General features: G+C 42.9%; 16 protein-coding genes. 3 read left to right on the top strand and 13 right to left on the bottom strand.

Features of this window, described 5'->3' with window-relative positions:
* Positions 1–8 precede the first annotated feature (8 nt).
* From ABVF55_RS03605 to ABVF55_RS03545, 13 genes are all read right to left on the bottom strand, one after another.
* Positions 9–659, bottom strand: a complete 651-nt coding sequence (locus ABVF55_RS03605; RefSeq protein ID WP_003017389.1) for a hypothetical protein — start codon at positions 657–659, stop codon at positions 9–11.
* Positions 660–714: 55 nt separating this feature from the next.
* Positions 715–3,813 (bottom strand): SNF2-related protein, encoded by a 3,099-nt coding sequence (locus ABVF55_RS03600; RefSeq protein ID WP_445285549.1) that lies wholly within the window; start codon positions 3,811–3,813, stop codon positions 715–717.
* 564 nt (positions 3,814–4,377) lie between these two features.
* On the bottom strand, positions 4,378–5,688 hold the full coding sequence (gene der, locus ABVF55_RS03595; protein ID WP_003005632.1) for a ribosome biogenesis GTPase Der: 1,311 nt from the start codon (positions 5,686–5,688) through the stop codon (positions 4,378–4,380).
* Between the two features lie 57 nt (positions 5,689–5,745).
* Positions 5,746–6,459 carry a nitroreductase family protein gene (locus ABVF55_RS03590; RefSeq protein ID WP_445285548.1) on the bottom strand — a complete coding sequence of 238 codons (714 nt, stop codon included), beginning with the start codon at positions 6,457–6,459 and terminating at the stop codon, positions 5,746–5,748.
* Positions 6,456–7,355, bottom strand: coding sequence for a primosomal protein DnaI (gene dnaI / locus ABVF55_RS03585; RefSeq protein WP_195189414.1), 900 nt, complete (start codon positions 7,353–7,355; stop codon positions 6,456–6,458). The genes ABVF55_RS03590 and dnaI overlap by 4 nt, the downstream gene beginning before the upstream one ends.
* Positions 7,356–8,534, bottom strand: coding sequence for a DNA helicase (locus tag ABVF55_RS03580; protein ID WP_445285547.1), 1,179 nt, complete (start codon positions 8,532–8,534; stop codon positions 7,356–7,358). It abuts the gene before it with no gap.
* Positions 8,535–9,008 (bottom strand): transcriptional regulator NrdR, encoded by a 474-nt coding sequence (nrdR, locus tag ABVF55_RS03575; protein ID WP_003005476.1) that lies wholly within the window; start codon positions 9,006–9,008, stop codon positions 8,535–8,537.
* A 164-nt stretch (positions 9,009–9,172) separates the two neighbouring features.
* Positions 9,173–9,985, bottom strand: coding sequence for an endonuclease/exonuclease/phosphatase family protein (locus ABVF55_RS03570; protein WP_445285546.1), 813 nt, complete (start codon positions 9,983–9,985; stop codon positions 9,173–9,175).
* Positions 9,986–10,070: 85 nt separating this feature from the next.
* Complete coding sequence (locus ABVF55_RS03565; RefSeq protein WP_445285545.1) at positions 10,071–12,266, bottom strand: PTS transporter subunit IIBC; 2,196 nt, start codon at positions 12,264–12,266, stop codon at positions 10,071–10,073.
* Positions 12,267–12,499: 233 nt separating this feature from the next.
* Positions 12,500–13,198, bottom strand: coding sequence for a response regulator transcription factor (locus ABVF55_RS03560; protein ID WP_445285544.1), 699 nt, complete (start codon positions 13,196–13,198; stop codon positions 12,500–12,502).
* Positions 13,199–13,207: 9 nt separating this feature from the next.
* Positions 13,208–14,632: an NADP-dependent phosphogluconate dehydrogenase gene (gndA, locus tag ABVF55_RS03555; RefSeq protein WP_320909795.1), complete on the bottom strand. Its 1,425-nt coding sequence runs from the start codon at positions 14,630–14,632 to the stop codon at positions 13,208–13,210.
* Between the two features lie 169 nt (positions 14,633–14,801).
* Positions 14,802–16,280, bottom strand: coding sequence for a flotillin family protein (locus tag ABVF55_RS03550; protein ID WP_003005145.1), 1,479 nt, complete (start codon positions 16,278–16,280; stop codon positions 14,802–14,804).
* Positions 16,281–16,403: 123 nt separating this feature from the next.
* A complete protein-coding gene (locus tag ABVF55_RS03545) occupies positions 16,404–16,943 on the bottom strand; it encodes a YceD family protein (protein WP_303471638.1) in 540 nt (179 codons plus the stop codon).
* A gap of 196 nt (positions 16,944–17,139) precedes the next feature.
* Here ABVF55_RS03545 and ABVF55_RS03540 point away from each other — a divergent pair, with 196 nt between their 5' ends.
* The 3 genes from ABVF55_RS03540 (at position 17,140) to ABVF55_RS03530 (ending at position 19,501) form a co-directional block, all read left to right on the top strand.
* Positions 17,140–18,000, top strand: coding sequence for a helix-turn-helix domain-containing protein (locus ABVF55_RS03540; RefSeq protein WP_023918925.1), 861 nt, complete (start codon positions 17,140–17,142; stop codon positions 17,998–18,000).
* A 110-nt stretch (positions 18,001–18,110) separates the two neighbouring features.
* Complete coding sequence (locus ABVF55_RS03535; protein WP_162837396.1) at positions 18,111–18,287, top strand: hypothetical protein; 177 nt, start codon at positions 18,111–18,113, stop codon at positions 18,285–18,287.
* Entirely contained in the window at positions 18,284–19,501 is a 1,218-nt protein-coding gene (locus tag ABVF55_RS03530; RefSeq protein ID WP_445285543.1) for an MFS transporter, read from the top strand. The genes ABVF55_RS03535 and ABVF55_RS03530 overlap by 4 nt, the downstream gene beginning before the upstream one ends.
* Positions 19,502–19,511 lie beyond the last annotated feature (10 nt).

Genomic DNA, 19,511 nt, shown 5'->3' with positions numbered 1-19,511 from the left:
TTTTCTCCTTATTCTTGATCTAGATGGGTTAAATCCAATTCTTGTTTGATTGGCTGTGGTTTCAACTTGTGCTGATCTTTATTGTATATTTGGCTAGTCTTTAAGAAATCATAATTGTTTTTCTTTTCAGTCGGTTCTGCCACTTCTGGTTCTCCTGCAGATTCGAACTCTGCAAGGATCAATTGATCTTGTCGCAATCGTTTGCTATATTTCAATAATTCACCCGGATTTTCCTTTTGGAAGGGAGCCGTTGGCTGACCAGGTTTCCGTTCTGAAATAAACGGTTTTTTCCGCTTACTTGTAGTAGCTGCTGGATCCGTTGTCAGATAGGGGGCTGTGCGTTTCTTTTTCAGATCTTCACGCGCACGCTCTCTCGCTTCCTCTGCATAACGGTTGGCAGGACTTTTTTTATCAATCGGCTCTTTAAAATCAGGTTTTCTTACTGGCCGTCTTTTCGGTAGGGGCTCTTCTAGTGGTTGATGGTAAGGATGCTTAGGTTTTGTGTTTTCAGCAATCGGTTGCCATTCCAAATAATTTTTATCCACATAGTCGCCTGTAATGTTACTAATCAAGTCTGTTTCATCATACAGGTTCATGTGGGGCATCTCTGTTAACATCAACTCATTATCCCCTACTTGAGGAAAATATTTTTCTGTCATGCTTTCTTCCTTTCGACACTCCATTAATTATAAACTATTCACAGAATTTTTCAAGCTATTCTGACTGAATTCCAAGAATCTCACGAATTTCCTCAACCGATAAACTAGATCGTGTTTCCGTTCCGTCTAAAATCGTTGAGACCAAGTGTCTTTTGGAAGCTTGTAGTTCTTGGATTTTTTCTTCGATCGTACCACGAGTAATCATGCGGTAAACTTCAACATTTTGTTCCTGTCCCATTCGATGGGCACGTCCAATAGCCTGGTCTTCCACTGCAGGATTCCACCACAAATCGACTAAGATGACCGTATCGGCACCAGTGAGGTTCAATCCAACCCCTCCAGCCTTCAGAGAAATGAGAAAAGCATGGCGCTCACCTGCATTAAAAGCATTGGTCATTTCTTGTCGATCTTTAGCGGGAGTAGAACCTGTGATTTTAAAGGAGGTCATGCCAAGCTGGTCAATTTCCTGCTCTAGGATATCCAGCATGCCTCTAAATTGAGAGAAGATCAAAACCCGGTGTTCGCCATCCTTGATTTGACCCAAAAGATCTCGAAGACTCTCCAATTTCCCACTATCTCCTTGATAGTCTTCCATAAAGAGGGCGGGGGTATCACAGATTTGGCGAAGGCGCATGAGACCCGAGAGAATTTCCACCTTGCTCCGATTTAGTTCTTCCTCACTAGAGGTTCGAACCCGATCTTGAATTTGTTTTAATTGAGCCAAATAGATCGTTTTTTGACTTTCATCCAATTCATTGTGGTAGGTTGTTTCAATCAAGTCCGGTAATTCTTGGAGCACTTCATCTTTTTTCCGTCTCATGACGAAAGGTTTGACAAATCGCGCAATGGTCTCAGGACTCAACTTTTGAAATTCTTTTTTAGCTGGGAAGAGCCCTGGAAGGACAATTTGGAAAATGGACCAGAGTTCACCCACATGGTTTTCAATCGGTGTCCCAGATAGGGCAAATACGTGCGGAACCTCAAAGCCACGTAAGTGTTGGGCAATCTTGGTTTGGGCATTTTTCATGACCTGGGCTTCATCTAGAATCAAGTACTCATACTGATTCTTCTGGTATTCCTCCACATCTTGACGGAAAGACGCGTAACTAGTGATAACTACCTGTGGATTGGTTGCGATGAGTTCATCTCGGTGCTGCTTGAGACCATAGACGACTTCCACTTCCATCTGAGGAGCGAATTTTGAAAATTCTTGTTTCCAATTGTAGATGAGACTAGATGGAGCTAGAATCAAGATTTTAGTTTCTTTTTTTGCAACACTGGTCAAGAAGGAAATAGTCTGCAGGGTTTTCCCAAGCCCCATATCATCCGCTAAAATACCACCAAAACCATAATGATTTAACATGGAGAACCATTTGACCCCTGTTTCTTGGTAATCCCTTAGGGTCGCTTGGATTGTCATCTGAGGGAGTTGGAAGTCTTCTGGATGAGTCAGATCATGAGCCAAATTTCGAAATTCTTCTGAAAAATGAACATTGTCTTGATCTGCCAACAAATCAGATAGCTGATAAGCGGCAATCCGGCGGGCTTGTAGTTTCCCACCCTTGCTCATTTTCGCCCGCAGATCTGCTAAGGCTCGACTGATCTTCTTGGTTTCTTCATCAAAGACAAGAACTTTCCCTGTATGGCTGACAAAATAGTCTTTTTGCCCTACTAGAGCTTTGAGGACCTGGTCCACTTCGGCTGGATCCACACTTTCAAAGTCAAAACCGATCTCCAGTAGACTGCCATTGGTTTTAACATCAATTTTTGGACGCTCCACTTGATAAAGATCTAAAAGGCTATCAGAGAGGGTAACCTCTCCTAAGGCTTCAAAAGTCGGGATCTGTTGGTGAAAGAATGGATAGATTTGCTCACTTGATAAAGGACTTCTTTGGGAAGAAAAATCATCCGTAAAACCTGCTGCTAGCATGGTTGAAAAGACTTCTTGCTCCTTATCGAAATCACTAGAATAAGGAAGATTGAGAAGTTCCTCACGCGTGGTCACCACACGATCCTGGTATTGAAAGACAACATCCAGTAATACAGTCTGATCCTGTGCTAGATCAAAATGAAATTCCGGAGTGAAATCGTGGATTAAAAAGCTGGTCGGGGCTGTTATTTGTCCCAGTTTTTTGAACTCTTTTAAACTATAGGAAAGCTTTGTTTGGTCCGTTGGATCAAAATGCAGGCGTTTTTTTCGATCTTGATCCATTGGTAAGTCTTGAATCGCCTTCCATAAGATCCGCTGTTGGGGCGTCAGGTGATAGAAGACACCATTTCGAAACAGGTAAACAGCAGACTCGACAACCTTCACTTGTGGCTCAGTAATGATCAATTCGTAAAAATCACCATGGTCTTCCACCTGAAAATGAAAGAGATCTTCCTCCCCATGGACATCCTGAAAATAGACTTCAGAAAAATCATACAAGCTGTATTGCAAGAGGAAGGAATCCAAATTCATTAGTAATTCTACAGCTTCTTCAAAGATAGTCGGTGGAAAATAAAGATGGCGCCCAGCATTGGGAAAGAAATCTTGCTCTTTCGAGCCACTATCTGTGACCAAGCCTTGTAGGAAATTGATCACATCCTGACTAGGCCCATCAAATTCTAAGTAAGAAATGGGTTCATAGTAACTTTTGCCAATTGCAAAGTGGCCTTCTTTCTGAAGGGTCTGCAAAAAAGCTAGCACATCTCTGATCACATAAGAACGCTCGTCTGGCAAGCGACGAATGCGAAGAGTCCATAAGAATTGACCAGAGTATTCATCCTCCTGCCCGACTGCTGATAAGACATAGCGTGTTGCTTTCTTTTCGATTTTTGGAAGGACCTGGTCTAAAAACAAACTTCCAAAAGAGACCTTCTCCTGCGTTTCTTCAGTCGCCGTGGCGTCTTCTTCAAGACTTGCAAGAGCTGCTTTCCCACTGTCATCATTCTTCAAGAAAGCTTCTACAGCTGCCAGATGCGTACAGAATTTTTTCTTTTGAAAGAAAGCACAGCTACAAAAAACGGCATCGTCGTCTAAACTGTACCGCAAGCTTTCTTCTTCCACCCGAAAATACAGGTATTTTTCTTTTACTTCCTGAAGGGAAACTTTCCCAGCTTCATAGAGAAGGCTCCCTTGTGAACGAACCTTCCCAGGAATTAATTTTGCCATGTTTACCACCTTAGATTAATCCCTTTATTATACCATATTTAAGAAAAAATTAGAAAAAATAGTTATCATCTTGAAAGGATTTTAGCCCGTTTTTTACCTGATTTCGTAACACTCTCAGTTCAAACAGCTATCCCTAATATCTATCTGTTAACTGTTTGATCAAATAGCTAAACAAAGGGAATAGCAAAATCCCGATTGCTCATAGAGAAAAGAAAAAACACGACCTTATTTTTTAATAAAATCCCCAACAATAGGATCAAGAGCTCCAAGCTTACGATCGAACCGAGAAACAAGAGATACAGATAGATTTTAAATAATAAGTACACAAACCTAAAGCTCTCATGATCTTCATGAGTTTACTCTTCTCAACCTTAAAAAAAGCTAAGGAATAAAGCATATCCGGACTATGATACTACGCATCTGACTATCCTCCACTTCATTTTACCAGCTTATTAAAAAAAGCAACGCTTATGCGCTACTTTTAGTTGTTTTCATAGTTGGAAGAATGAGCATTTTATCATTTGAAATATCCTTCTCCACTTTGATCCATTTGTCTCGTATTCCCTACTTCCGTTTTCGCGCAATCAAATGGATTGGAGTTCCTTCAAAAACAAAGGCCTTGCGAATTTGGTTCTCCAAGAAACGGAGGTATGAGAAGTGCATCAGTTCTTCTTCGTTAACAAAGACCACAAAAGTTGGCGGCTTGGTTGCCACTTGTGTCGCATAGAAGATCTTGAGGCGTTTTCCTTTGTCGGTCGGCGTTGGATTAATGGCAATGGCATCCATAATCACATCGTTCAAGACAGCTGAAGGAATCCGCGTATTTTGACTCTCACTGATCTGTTTAATCATCTCTGGCAACTTGTGCAAGCGTTGTTTAGTTAGGGCAGAAACAAAGACAATCGGCGCATAAGAAAGGTATTGGAATTGATCGCGAATGTCATCTTCCCACTGCTTCATGGTATGGTTGTCTTTTTCAATGGTATCCCATTTGTTGACAACAATGATCATCCCTTTACCAGCTTCATGAGCAAAGCCAGCGATCCGCTTGTCATACTCCCGAATCCCTTCTTCGGCATTGATAACCATCAAAACCACATCTGAACGGTCGATGGCACGCATGGCACGCATGACAGAATATTTCTCCGTGTTTTCATAGATTTTACCAGATTTTCGCATACCAGCTGTATCGATCATGGTAAATTCTTGACCATCTGCATCGGTAAAATGGGTATCGATGGCATCCCGTGTAGTTCCAGCAACAGGGCTTGCGATGACCCGATCTTCTCCAAGGATCGCATTGATCAAGCTTGATTTCCCAACATTTGGGCGACCAATCAAGCTAAATTTAATGATATCTGGATTTTCTTCTTCTGTTTCATTCGGAAGATTTTCGATGATGGCATCGAGCACATCCCCAGTTCCGATCCCGTGGACAGAGGATACCGGTAGTGGCTCACCCAGTCCTAAGGCATAAAAGTCATAGATATCATTGCGCATCTCTGGGTTATCCACCTTGTTGACTGCAAGAATAACCGGTTTATGGGTCTTATACAAGATACGAGTGACATATTCATCCGCGTCCGTGATCCCTTCTTTTCCAGAAACAACAAAGACGATCACATCTGCTTCGTCCATAGCAATTTCTGCCTGATGCTTGATTTGCTCCATAAATGGGGCATCTACGTCATCAATTCCCCCCGTATCAATGATACTAAATTTTCGATTCAACCACTCAGCTGTTGCATAAATGCGGTCACGAGTGACTCCTTCTACATCCTCAACGATGGAAATCCGCTCACCGGCAATCCGGTTAAAGAGTGTAGATTTTCCGACATTGGGACGGCCTACAATCGCAATAGTTGGTAGGGCCATGATTTCCTCTTTTCTAATGAAAGGCGAGACCTCGGTTCAAGAACGCCTCTCTTCATTTCATAATAGTTTGTGTTTTTCTAGTAGTTTTTTGGTCTCTTCTTGTTCAGGTTGATCAAATTGAGCTGCAAGGCGCTCGCTCCAGCTGTCTGTTGCACGCGCTCCAGCATAATCTGCCTGAACCTTGTCATAGGCAGTCACAACTGATAGGTCTTGTTCTTGGTATTCTTCTTCAAAAGCAACCTGCTCCAATGGCAAGCGTGGTTTCACCGCATGCTGCTGATTAGGTACTCCGAGAGCAATCCCAAAAACAGGATAGGTATAGTCTGGCAGACGGAAGAGTTCTGCGACTTCTTCTGAACAGTAGCGCAACATGCCGATCATCACTCCACCATAGCCGAGACTTTCAGCTGCCAATAGCGTATTTTGAGCTGCTAGAGCCGCATCCACTGAGGTGATCAGTAAGTTGTCCACCCCTTCAGGATGGAAATCCTGCTCATGAAGTTTGACAGCTTTTTCAGCACGGTTTAAATCCCCAACAAAGAGGAGAAAGACGGCTGATTGGCGAATTGCTTCTTGAGGAAGCAAGTCGTATAGAGCTTCTTTCTTTTCCTTGCTTTTGACCACAATCACAGAATAAGACTGAAAGTTTTTCCAACTTGATGCCATCTGCCCAGCTGATAAAATTTCCTTGAGGTCAGCTTCTTTGATGGCTTCTTCCTTAAAACGGCGAACAGAAAAATGAGATTTCATTAAACGGATGGTTTCATTCATCGACGATTGACTCCTTCCAGATGGATTTCCTTGGCTAAAAATTTCACGCGCTCCATGACCCGTTTGGCCTGCCAGGTTTCATCTCCATTGCGCGAAGCCGCAAAATGACGTTCCAACTCTTCAAAATTAAAGTTAGAAGTAAAGAAGGTTGGGAGATTTTCCTGCATTCGGTGCTGCAAAATCACCTGTAAGATTTCATCTCGCACCCAGGCTGACATCTGTTCCGCACCGATATCATCGAGAATTAAAATTTCGGCTTTTTTCACCTGATCGACGGTTTCTTTGACCAAGCCTGAACTGATGGCATTTTTGACATCGATCGCAAAGCTTGGGAAATGAAGTAGGGTAGTAGAGGCCTGACGTTTTTCGGATAAATCATGAGCCAAGGCTGCCATCATGTAGCTCTTTCCTACTCCAAAATCACCATAGAGGTAGATCCCCTTTTGATATTCTGGATAGTTGGCCACAAAATTGGCTAATTCTTCAAAGGCCTCAAATCGCCCCTTATCATCGAGTTCTACCTTGGCTAGACTCGCTTCTTTCAAGGTTGAAGGGAGATTGATCAAGTTGAGACGTTGGTTGATAGCAGCTCGTTTTTGGGCTTCAATTAACTCTGGCGTCTCCTCATAAGCGACATCCGCATAGCCTTCATTCATGGTGAGGATGGGTTTGTAGCCTTTGGCAATATAATCCGGATCTCCCAATAAGAAACGGTTGCGTTCACTAATGTATTGATTAAATTTTGAAATACTACGTCGAATTTCTTGTTCAGACAAAGACTGGTCCTTGATAAAGGCAGCCACTTCTTGGTCTGCCAAGATCTGTGCGACCAAATCCTCATAGTTAAATTGACGCGCACGATTCATATGAAACATGGTTTGACCTACACTTTCCATCTACTCACCTCCTTGATTCAGTTTTTCTAACAGACGTTGTTTCTCTTTAGCAAGATCCACCTTTTCTGCTTGACTGGTTTGATTTTGATAGTTTGGTTGGCTCCACTTGGGAACATTGCTGTGCTTGCTCTTGGCTGATGCAGGACTCGTCCCCTTGTTTCCTTGAGACTTAGCTTGTTCCTGGCGTTCTCGAACTTTTAAAATCGCTAGTTCTGCACTGTTGACCCCTTGATAAGAAAAATCATTTCCTACCTTCAAAGCATACTTTTCATTGAGATTAGCAGACTGGGTCTTGTTAAAGGTCAACAATAAGATAATATTGATCACCTCATCTAGTAAGCCTAGATCAGCTAACTTGGATAAAGTCTTGCGTTCGCTCTGCGTAATGGTCGCATTGCGTGCCTTCTTAATCTCCGCTAGAAATTGTAGGCTGGATTTTGCCTTAGCTTCTCTCAGAATGGTTTCTTCCTGACGGCTATAGGACATGCGGGGTTGCTCTTGGTTGGCCTGAGCCAACTTTTGCTTCATTCTCTTTGGAGAGACAATCCGGTCTACAGCCGTTTCTTTTGCTAGGAGATAGGTTTCATACCAGGTCCATTGTTGCTCTTCTGCGATGGCAAAGAGAGCTAGGGTTGCTTCTCCTTCATCCGCAAAACGAAGTCCATCACGCCCCATCATTCGCTTAAACATCTCCATATCAAACTGCTGTTTCTTACTTGGAAGAACGGTCGTCTCCCCAGCATCTAGTCCAAAGACTTGCGAGAAGGACACTTGCCGTCTAGTCCCTAAAGAGCGTGCTGGGAGCAAATCCTCCACGGCCTTTTCCCCAATCTTTTTTTCAAGCAAGCGTTTAAAAACAGCATTCGAAAAAAATTGTTCTGAGGCAAGAGGAGCATGTAATTGGATGGCGATCCCAACTTCTTCCTCATAGAGATCGATCAACCCCATAGCAATTAAGCGATCAAAGGCTAGTAGCAACTGTGGAAATCCTATATTCAAGTGATTGAGGATTTGAGCAAGTAAATATTGTTTTTCACCCTGATCATAAGAGGCGAGCAGATAACGATAAACTGCTACCGTTTCCGTCTCCAAAATAGGCAGGTAATACTGCTCCAATGCAGCCCCTGCCGGTGGAAGAAGATTATTTTTTAAAAATGCGAAAGGCGTATTGGGCTTCATCTATTTTTCCTTTTTCTTCTTGGTTCCCTTCGTAATTTGTTTCAAGAGGGTTTCTAACTCACCGACATCCTTGAAACTCCGGTAAACACTAGCAAAACGGACATAGGTGATCTCATCTAGATCTGCTAACTCATCCATGACCAACGAACCAATATACTCACTGTTGATTTCATTATCACTTTGGCTGCGAACCTTTTGCTCTATTCGGTTTACAATTTCTTCGATTTCGTCACTAGAAACAGGCCGTTTTTGAGCCGAGCGGATAATACCGTTAAAGATTTTATCACGAGAAAATTGCTCGCGTGTCCCATCCTTTTTGACAACCACTAGGGTCCGCTCTTCCACTCGCTCGTAGGTAGTAAAGCGATAATGGCACTCTTCGCATTCCCTGCGACGACGGATGGTGTTCCCATCTTCAGCTTGTCGACTATCCACCACACTAGACTTACTTCCACCACATTTTGGACAACGCATTTGCTACCTCCTTAAACTGTTTTAACACTTCATTTTACCATAAATTGAATCGTAAAGAAAGCAGAAGAACAGGAGAATCCCCTATGCTTGCTCCTCATTGATCCATAAAAAAGAGTCGAAGGACGATTGAATAAAATCGTTTTCCTTTCGACTCTCCATTTATATTAAAGTGATAATTCAGCTTCTAAGCCATAGTGATCACTGACATGGGCTTTGTTTTGACCATCAAAAATGACATGTAGACGCTGGATGTCCCATTCTGGACTTGCAAAGATGTAATCGATTCGCAATGGAACTTGATTGTCCGTCCAGCCATCGATTCCAGGGCCTACAGTATAAGTACCCTTGGTTTCTTTGGCTTCTATAAAGCTGTCTTGAAGTTTAAGGGAACTGGATAGAATCGTCTCATACCCTTCTTGACCAGCAGGATTATTGAAATCACCAGCTAGAATAAAGGGTTTGCCTACTTGGCTGAAGTAGTTCTCAATGCGTGGCCACTCAAATTGGAAACCTTTGTCCCACCAAGAAAGATGGACGCTGGCAACAGCAATTTCTTTGCCATCCACACTTGTATGGGCAACGGCCACTCGACGCGTATGATAGTCCGTTGGGTCATCCATATTGGATACCAAAATCTCATCCGCCTTCAAGGGTTGACGCGAAAGAACGGCCACACCCTCATTGAGGTGATCATAGCCAATATGGTTGTAGGCCCAAGTCCAATAATAGTGGAGTCCATGAGCAGCTAACTCTTCTACCAATACGCGAACAAAGTGATCTTTGTGAATGGCTACAGATGATGGCAAAGCTTGATAATACTCATCTGTTTCGACTGTTTCTGAGGCCATTTCTTGATTGACCTCTTGGAAACAGATCACATCATATTGTGCTTCTAAAATTTGCTCCTTGAGGGTCTCAAATTTTTGCTGGGCATTCTCTTCCATCCAACTATGGGAATTTAATGTTAAAAATTTCATCCCCTGATTTCTCCTTCTTTCCAAATCAAGAAACGGCAAGAGGCCGGGTACACTGCCCCAACCTCGTTTTCTTTGCCGACATCTCTTATAATTCTACTGTTGCAACAGGCGCATTTGCAGCCAATTTACCAGTATGTTCGACCTTAACTGATTTAATTGCATCTGCATTTGTGAAAACAACAATTGTTGAAGTTTCACGACCTGCTTCACGGATCGCATCAAGGTCTGCTTCTACCAAGAGGTCTCCAGCAGCAACTGTTTGACCTTCAGTAACTTTAACCTCGAATGGTTTTCCTTCAAGACTAACTGTATCTAGACCGATATGAACCAAGACTTCCAAACCATTATCTGTTACCAAACCAAGGGCATGTTTGGTTGGGAAGACGCTGGTCACTTTACCAGCAATTGGTGAAACGATGTGGCCATTTTCAGGCTCAACCGCAAATCCGTCACCCATCATTTTTTGTGAGAAGACTGGATCTTTCACATCTTCGATGTTAATCACTTTACCATCTGCAACGGAATGCACTTCATCCGTCACACCTTTAAAGGTTGCTTCAGCTTTTTGAACTGCTGTCATTTGGCTAGGAAGTGTTTCAGGAATGACTTCACCTGAATCAAGAACGTCTTGGATATCAGATTTTAATACGTCAGCTTTAGGTCCGTAGATTGCTTGGACACCTTGTCCTTTCATGACAAGACCCATAGCGCCTTCTGCTTTCCATTGTTCTTCAGTACCGACTTTTTCAGCATCTTTAACAGTTACACGAAGACGAGTCATACATGCATCAACATCTACGATATTCGCACGTCCACCAAGAAGGTTGATGATGTTAATCACTTGTGAGCTTGCTGAGCTTGTAGCAGCTCCAGCTGTTGAACCATCTCCTGAAGGGGCATCATCATTTTGTTCGTAGTTTCCATTACGTCCTGGAGTCGCATAATTGAATTTCTTAATCATGAAGTTGGCAATGAAGTACATGATAAAGGCAAAGAGGACTGTTACCCATACAAAGTTAAAGATATCTAGTGCCAAACCAGCGTTGATGGCCATTGGAGTACGTGTCAAGAATTCGATTGCACCGAATGAGTGAACACGAAGGTGAACCAAGTCAGCCATTGCAAAGGCAGCACCTTGAACAAAGGCGTAGATCAAGTACAATGGTGTTGCAATGAACATGAACATGTATTCAATTGGTTCTGTAACACCTGTCAAGAAGGTTGCAAGAGCAGTTGCAACAAGCATCCCTTTGTATTTTTCTTTTTTATCTGGGTCCACATTGCGGTAGATAGCCACCACAACCCCCATCAAGATACCAAATGATCCGATCATTTGACCAACTTTGAAACGAGCTGGTACGTATGCTTTAAGCAAGTGTTGATACTGACTAGGATCTGCTTTCTTCAAGTTAACAAGGTCTGTTACCCAAGCTAACCAAAGTGGATCTTGTCCAAATACTGTTGTTCCTTTGGCAGCACCTGTAAGTACTTGGTAGCTACCACCCAATTGAGTATAGTTGATTGGAATGGTCAACATGTGGTGAAGACCAAACGGCAAGAGAAGACGTTCCAAGGTACCGTACAAGAATGGTGCCAATACTGGGGCAGTGGATTGTGAGTTGGCGATCCAAACACCAAATCCATTAATTCCTGATTGAACTACTGGCCACAAGGCTGCCAAAACCAAGGCTGCAAGAGCTGAACGGACGATAACAACGAATGGTACAAAGCGTTTCCCATTGAAGAAAGAAAGGGCTTCTGGGAGTTTACGGTAGTTGTAGTATTTATTGAAGGCTGTTGCTCCAACAAAACCTGAGATAATCCCTACAAATACCCCCATATTCAGAGCTGGTGCTTCAAGAACACTGATAAAGTAGTCCGCAACTTTAATCGATCCACCTAAGATTGTGTGAACGGTAGCATCCTTATCAGCCAACATTGCAGATGTAACTCCAAACACTGCACCTGTAATACGGTTAATCAAGATGAAAGAGAGACCAGCCGCAAAGGCACCCCCAGCACGCTCTTTGGCCCAGCTACCACCGATAGCGAGCGCAAACAGGATGTGAAGGTTACCGATAACCGCCCAACCGATTTGTTCGAGAACCCCACCTGTAATAACAAGTGGAGATAAATTCGGGTTGATCATAGGGATTGATTTCCCGATTGAAATCATCAACCCAGCAGCTGGCATTACAGCGATAACGACCATCAAGGCCTTACCGAACTTTTGCCAGAATTCAAAGCTAAATAAACTTTTGAATGATCCTTTATTCATCATTCAACCTCCTTATATTGTTTAAGGCTTTTGTTTTTAAGAAAACGTTTGCGCTTAATTTGTTTCTAGTATACCACATTTTAAAAATTTGTAAAGCCTTACATTCATTTTTTTCTCTAAATTTTATCTTTTTTTATCTTTTTTTAGCCAAATCCTTTTTAAAACCCATCCTTTCCAAACGCAAACGTTTCCCTTGAGTCATAAAAATATTCGAACCCTCTAAGGGTTCGAATATTTTATTCTAATGTGTCTTGCATGGCATAGCCAATCCCACGAACGGTCTTAATATAGCTTTTTTGACCGGGTAGATCAATTTTCCCACGGAGATAACGGATATAGACGTCCACAATATTAGTCTCACCTGTACTCTCGTACTTCCAGACACTTTCCAACAACTGATCTCGTGTCATCACCCCTTTGCTTCCCATCAGAGTCGCCAGGAGGTCATATTCTCTGCGGGTCAAACTAATCATATCCTTCCCACGATAGACGGTATGGTGTTCCACATCAATGCGCAGATTGCGGTATGAGGTTGGAATTTTCATCTGGCTACAATGTTGGTCAATATAATCACGTCCTCTAAAAATCGCTGTGATCTTATCGACCAAATCGCTGATAATAAAGGGTTTAACCATATAGGAAACGGCAAAGCGCTGAATACTCTCTTTGTGCTCAGCAATTTTTTCGCGGCTATCCAAAACAATCAAAACAGAAGCTGGGCGAATCCGACTGATTTCCTCTGCGAATGTTTCACCAGACATATCTGACAAATCGTAATTAAACAAGATCAGATCATATTTGGTCGCAGCAATCAAAGCCAGACCCGCTTTTCCATCCTCGACCACATCAACTTGGTACCCTTCTTTTTGAAGTTCCAAATCAATGAAGCGAGCGATTTGCTTCTCATTTTCTACTAGTAGAACTCGTTTGACCATAGAGCAAGATTATTTTTCGTCGTACCAAGAATAGTGGAAGGTACCTTCTTTGTCTTTACGTTGGTAAGTGTGAGCACCAAAGTAGTCACGTTGTGCTTGGATCAAGTTTGCTGGAAGATCCTCTGAACGGTAGCTATCAAAGTAAGTGATGGCTGCTGAGAAGGTTGGTACGGGTACACCAGCTTGAACAGCAAGAGCTACGATATCCCGAACTGATTGTTGGTACTTAGCAGTAACATCTAAGAAGTACTCATCCAATAGAAGGTTAGCAAGATCTGCATCGCGGTTGTAAGCATCTGTGATCTTTTGCAAGAAACGAGAACGGATGATACATCCATCGCGCCAGATAGATGCGATGTCCGCAAATGGCAAGTTCCAGTTGTTTTCTTTAGAAGCAACACGCAATTGCGCAAAACCTTGTGCGTAAGAGATGATTTTTGAGAAGTAAAGGGCTTGACGAATTTTTTCGATCAACTCAGCCTTGTCTCCTTCAAATTTGAATGCAGCTGGTTTTGGAAGAACCTTGCTAGCGTGTACACGTTCTTCTTTGTAGGCAGAGATGTAACGGGCAAATACTGACTCAGTGATGAGTGACAATGGCACACCAAGGTCAAGCGCTGATTGGCTAGTCCATTTACCAGTTCCTTTGTTTCCTGCAGCGTCCAAGATGTAGTCTACGATTGGTCCATCTTGACCTTCGTCGTCTTTGCGTTTCAAGATATCAGCAGTGATTTCGATCAAGTAGCTGTCCAATTCACCCTTGTTCCATTCAGTGAAGATTTCAGCCATGTCTTCTGCAGAAAGACCAAGCAAGTGTTGCATGAGGTCATAGCTTTCTGCGATCAATTGCATATCCCCGTACTCGATACCGTTGTGGACCATTTTCACGTAGTGACCAGCTCCATCAGGACCGATGTAAGTCACACATGGTTTTCCATCTTCAGGCGCTTTTGCAGAGATTTCTTCAAGAACGTCAGCTACCAAGTCATACGCTTCTTTTTGTCCACCAGGCATGATTGAAGGACCTTCAAGGGCGCCTTTTTCCCCACCAGATACACCAGTACCAATAAAGTTGATCCCTGAATTCGCCAACTCTTCGTTACGACGGATAGTATCTTTATAGAAAGTGTTTCCTCCGTCGATCAAGATGTCACCTTTGTCCAAGTGTGGAAGAAGGGCTTGGATAGTTGCGTCTGTACCAGGTCCTGCTTGAACCATGAGCATGATACGACGTGGTTTTTCGATAGAGTTTACGAAGCTTTCGATATCATAGCTTGGCACAAAGTTTTTATCAGGATGGCAAGCAATCACATCTTCTGTTTTTTCTTTACTACGGTTAAAAATGGCAACTGTGTAGCCACGAGATTCGATATTAAGGGCAAGGTTACGACCCATTACGGCCATACCAACAACACCAAAGTTTGCTTTAGTCATGTGACACTCCTCTTTATAGTTTGCCTTTATTCTACCATTTTTCCTCCTCAAAAGAAAGCAGAAAATAGCTTCCCGCCTTCTCCAAGAGGGAGAAGATCATGCAAGTCATTTGATCTTAAAAACAAAAGTGCCCGAGAAACAGTTCTCAGACACTTCTTGATGAATGGCATTAATCTTCTTTAGAAGCTAACTCCTCTGCTTCAATGACCGGTTGTTCTCCTTCTTTGAGTTTATTGACCGTCATATTAACTCCAAGAGCTCCTGCTAGCAATTGACGAATATCAAATCCAGCTCCTTGAGAGACTTGGTCGATACTTTGCATAATATCGCCCACCATCTTAGAAGCATTGCCTTCCCCGTACATGGTGATCTTATCAACCTTGGTTAATGGTTCTGCGACAGCACGCGCAATTTCAGGCAACTTGTCAACGACCATTTCAGTAATGGCTGCTTCTTGCATTTTCTTCATTGCTTCGGCCTTTTGGTCTAAACCTTTGGCTTCGGCTTCCAGTTTCAAGCGAATGGCTTCAGCCTCGGCACGACCTTTAGCCTCAATAGCTTCGGCCTCTTGCAATTGGGCAAATTTCTCAGCTTCGGCTTGAGCTTTTCGAGCTTCGGCTTCTTTTTGTGTTTCGAAGAGTTCTGCTTCCGCCTTGCGTTGGCGTTCAATCAATTCTGCTTCTGCAGCTTGTTGACGCGCATATTTTTCAGCTTCAGCTTGTTTGCGGATGTTGGCATCCAATTCTTGCTCACGAACCTTAACTTCGCGCTCTTTGACTTCCGCTTCTTTTTCCTGTTTCATGATATTGGCTTCGGCTGCCACGCGCTCTTGTTCACGACGTTGCACTTCTGCCTCAATCCCTTTAGCGGCATCTGCTTTTGCTTGGGCAATATCTGCTTCTTGCTTGAGGGCTGCTTGTTTGAGTTTTAATTCGTTTTGTTTTTGCGCGATTTCAAGATCGGCAGCGACGCGTTTGTCGTTGGCCAATTTATCTTGTTCTGCTTCAACTTCCTTGCGTTCGCGTTCTGCTTTGGCTTTGGCAATCAAGGCATCTTTCTTAATGGTTTCAACATTTTCAATCCCGAGGTTATCGATGACTCCCCCTTCATCAGAGAAGGATTGAACCGTAAAGGCGATGACTTCTAGACCCATTTTAGCCAAGTCTGGCGCTACGTTGTCTTGCACTTTTGAGGCAAACTCTTGACGGTCATTGACCATCTTACGGAGTTCCATCTGACCGATCACTTCCCGCAGGTTTCCTTCCAAGACATCTTGGACAGAGTTGGAAATATCTGTCGTATTCCAGTTCAAGAAGTTTTCTGCAGCCCGGGCAATCATTTCATCGGTTGTACCAATTTTTAATTTAACAGCCGCATCGGCACGGACGTTAATGAAGTCCAATGTTGGGACTGCTTCTGACGTCCGAACATCTGTCGAGAATTGCTCAATATCAAGATAAGAGCGTTGTTCGACAAAGGGAATCATAAAGCCAGCTTTCCCACGCAAGTGACGTTGCTTCCGAAGACCGGTAATGACCACGACTTCGTTGGGTTTAGCGTTCACATAACCTTTAACAAGCAAAATCAAAATAATAACTGCGACTATTAGGCCGGTAATCAACCAACCTGGAATAAATAAAGTATCCATACTTTTTCTCCTTTTTAGAGGTCTCCCCTCTGTTGTTTATTAATCCTAGTATATCAAAAGAAGGCCTTTCCTCAAAGAAAAGACCTGTATTTATGTCTAAATTTATCAAATGCAATCTCTAGCTTATTCTTCGTCAAACAAGCCATTTAGACCGGCGAAAGGACTGTTTTCTTCTTTCTTAATCGCTTGAGCGGCTTGGTATTCTTCTTCGGATAGGATTTTCCAATCATTGCCTTCGATAAAACCTTGTCCAGCCTCTTCTTCTGGAGTGAGAACCTTGAGAGGAATATTGAGCAGAATATTATCCGCTACACTCTCACTCAGGTCAATCTTCCCACCTTCGATTGGAAGGATCAAGTCTTCCTCTAGGGCCTCGATATCTGCGTCAGACTGTACATCCTCCGCAAACACCTCTGTTACAGGATAGCTCTCTTGAAGCTCAACAGGCTCCATGCTTCGGCTAGATGCCAAAACGATGGTATAGCTCAACTGGTAATCCAAGACATAGAGGCCTGTATCATAGGCTACTCGTCCTGCCGCTGTCACATTCTTTAAATCAAGAATTTCTGGATTACGCTTTTGCAATTCCTTGAGCAAATCCAACTCTTGATCAAAAGCTAGTCCTTCAGGATTTTTACGGATTTCTTGTGTAAATAGGTTCATTCTTTTGTCCTCAAATCTTCTAGATACTACTAGTATATCATGAAGCTGCCCCTCAACCAAGAAGTCTCCTCAAAAATTTGTTATAATCATGAAAAAAGATACAGAAACTAGGCAATTGGTGTTGTACACAAGGTCCCACCATCTCTTGGACAAAAGAGAGTCACTTGCTAGGGCATTGTTAGATAGAGGAGAATTCATGAAAGATATCGGAGCAGTTTTTCGGCAAATACGTGAAAGTCGCCACATCTCTTTAGAGGAGGCTACGGGTGGCGAATTTTCACGCTCCATGCTATCTCGATTTGAAAGAGGGGAAAATGACCTGACCACGCAACGTTTTTTTCAGGCCCTTCAACAGATCAAAACCAGCCTCAGTGAGTTTTCCCATCTAGCTGGAATCGATCAGCACTCTTTTATTCCCAAATTGTTGAAAGAGCACTATGAAAACATGAGCTTGGAACACGACCAAGCCTTGTACCAAACTTACCAGCTAGCCTATCAGAAACATCAGAAAAAAGAAGACCTCTTAGCCAGCATTATTCTCAAAGTCCAAATGCTTGGCTTCTATCCTGAGGTGGAGCTCACCGCTAGCCAAGAGGAACTGGATTTCCTCCATGATTATCTCTTCTCTGTCACAATCTGGGGAAATTTTGAATTAAACCTGTTTTCTCTGACCTCTCCACTTTTCTCTAGTCGCCTCTATCGCCAATACACAGAGGAGTTGGTCCAAAGGGAGGATTTCAAGCTTCTCCTAGACTCTTCTCGTTCTGCCCTTAACTCTATTTTTCTTAATGGCTTCTTTCTCGCCATTAGTTCAAATGAATTTGAAGATGCATCTTTTTTTGATCACCTAATTAACGACCACTTTTACTCTGAGAACGAAGCCTACCTTCGGACGGTTTATCTCTACGCCAAAGGAGAATTTCTCTATCGAAAGGGAGAAAAAGAAATCGGTCTTGAAAAGATGGAACAGGCCATCCAGGTTCTCTCTATTCTGGATTGTAAGGACAGTGCCAACTACTACAAACAGGGCCTGCAAGAACTGATCAATAAATCCTAAAAACTCACAGATCTACTCTGTGAGTTTTTGTTGAAAATATGCAACATTAATTTTTTCTTGCTTTTTAGGTTTACAATAGGATCATCAAGTAAAGAAAGAAGGTTCTTCCCATGATGACCAAACTAAAAAACCACTTCCTCCGCTTTCTTCTCTCACATACCAGCGTTTATCTGAAGGATCAGGAACTTCTTCTCTCTGATGATGAGAAACTAGACCTCTTCAAACAGATCGTTCGATCTATCAAACAAGTCCTAGCAACTGATCACGTGAAGGAGGAAGGCTTATGAAACTCTTAGCTCGTAATAATATTTTTGCCTTACTCAGCCTTTCTCGCTTTTTAAATACCCTTGGTGCTGCCATCTACAATCTGGTCTTTGTGGTCTTTGCTGCCAGCATGCCTCAGCCTAGTCTGGCAGTTGGCATTGCTAACCTCATTGTATTTATTCCTAGCCTCTTTACCATTTTTGTTGGTATGAAGGCTGACCGCACGAAGAAAAAAGCTAACTGGTTGATCCGCATTGGCTATCTTCAAGCCATCCTCTTCATCCTTATTGCTCTCATGACCAAGATTCCGGGTTACCTAGCCTTTTCGATTGTTTGCTTTTTAAACATTGTTTCAGATTGTTTGAGCGATTATCGCGGAGGCTTGCAACTCCCTATCATGAAAAAGAACATCCCCGACGAGGATTTGATGGAGGCCTATTCCTTCAACCAATTACTTAGTATGGTCTGCTCGATTTCTGGACAAGCTCTAGGAGTTTGGCTACTAGCCATCAGCCATCAACATTTTGCTCTGGTCGCTTCGATCAATGCAGTGACTTTTCTCCTGTCTTCCACTTGTCTCCTGATGAGAAAAAAGCAGCTGACACATGATCCCGTCATTGAGCCCAAAAGCAAGAATTCTTTGCTACACGAATGCCAAGAGATGTACCAGAACGCTAAAAGTATTTTTGCAGATGAGGAGGTCCACCACTTTGGTAAGTTGCTCTTCTCATTGGTTCTCATCAATGCCTTAGGTGGATGCATCTCTGGTATCTACAATTTGCAACTGCTTCACTCTCCCTTCTTTCAGTTGAGCTTTAGCCAATCCCTCTTGATCCTAGAGGCTGTGACTATTTTAAGTATGGTCTGGGCTAGTCTGACACCCCATGACTATTTTTCCAAGCAATCTCTCCATCATATCCTCCTGTGGATCGCAGGTGGACTGACCATGCTTGGGCTTACAAACATCCTGATGCACTGGGACATTCTTTCCCTTCTACTCATCACTTTCCTTGGTTATCTTGTAGCAAAAATCAACCCAAAAGTTTCCAGCCTTTTAATGAGCAAATTACCCGCTGAAAAATTAGCTTCTACCTCTAGCTTTTTGGGACTGATGGTCAGCTTTGCCATGCCACTTGGGACAGCTCTCTTTTCTAGTCTAGCTATCTGGAGCCTTCCCCTAGCTTGGGGGATCTTTGCCATCCTTGGTTTCACTACCCTCCTCTTAACAACCAAATAAAAAATCCACC

Source organism: Streptococcus sp. KHUD_012, assembly GCF_052588255.1.
The sequence above is the reverse complement of the archived record's forward strand: the minus strand, read 5'-3'. Positions and strand labels throughout refer to the sequence as shown.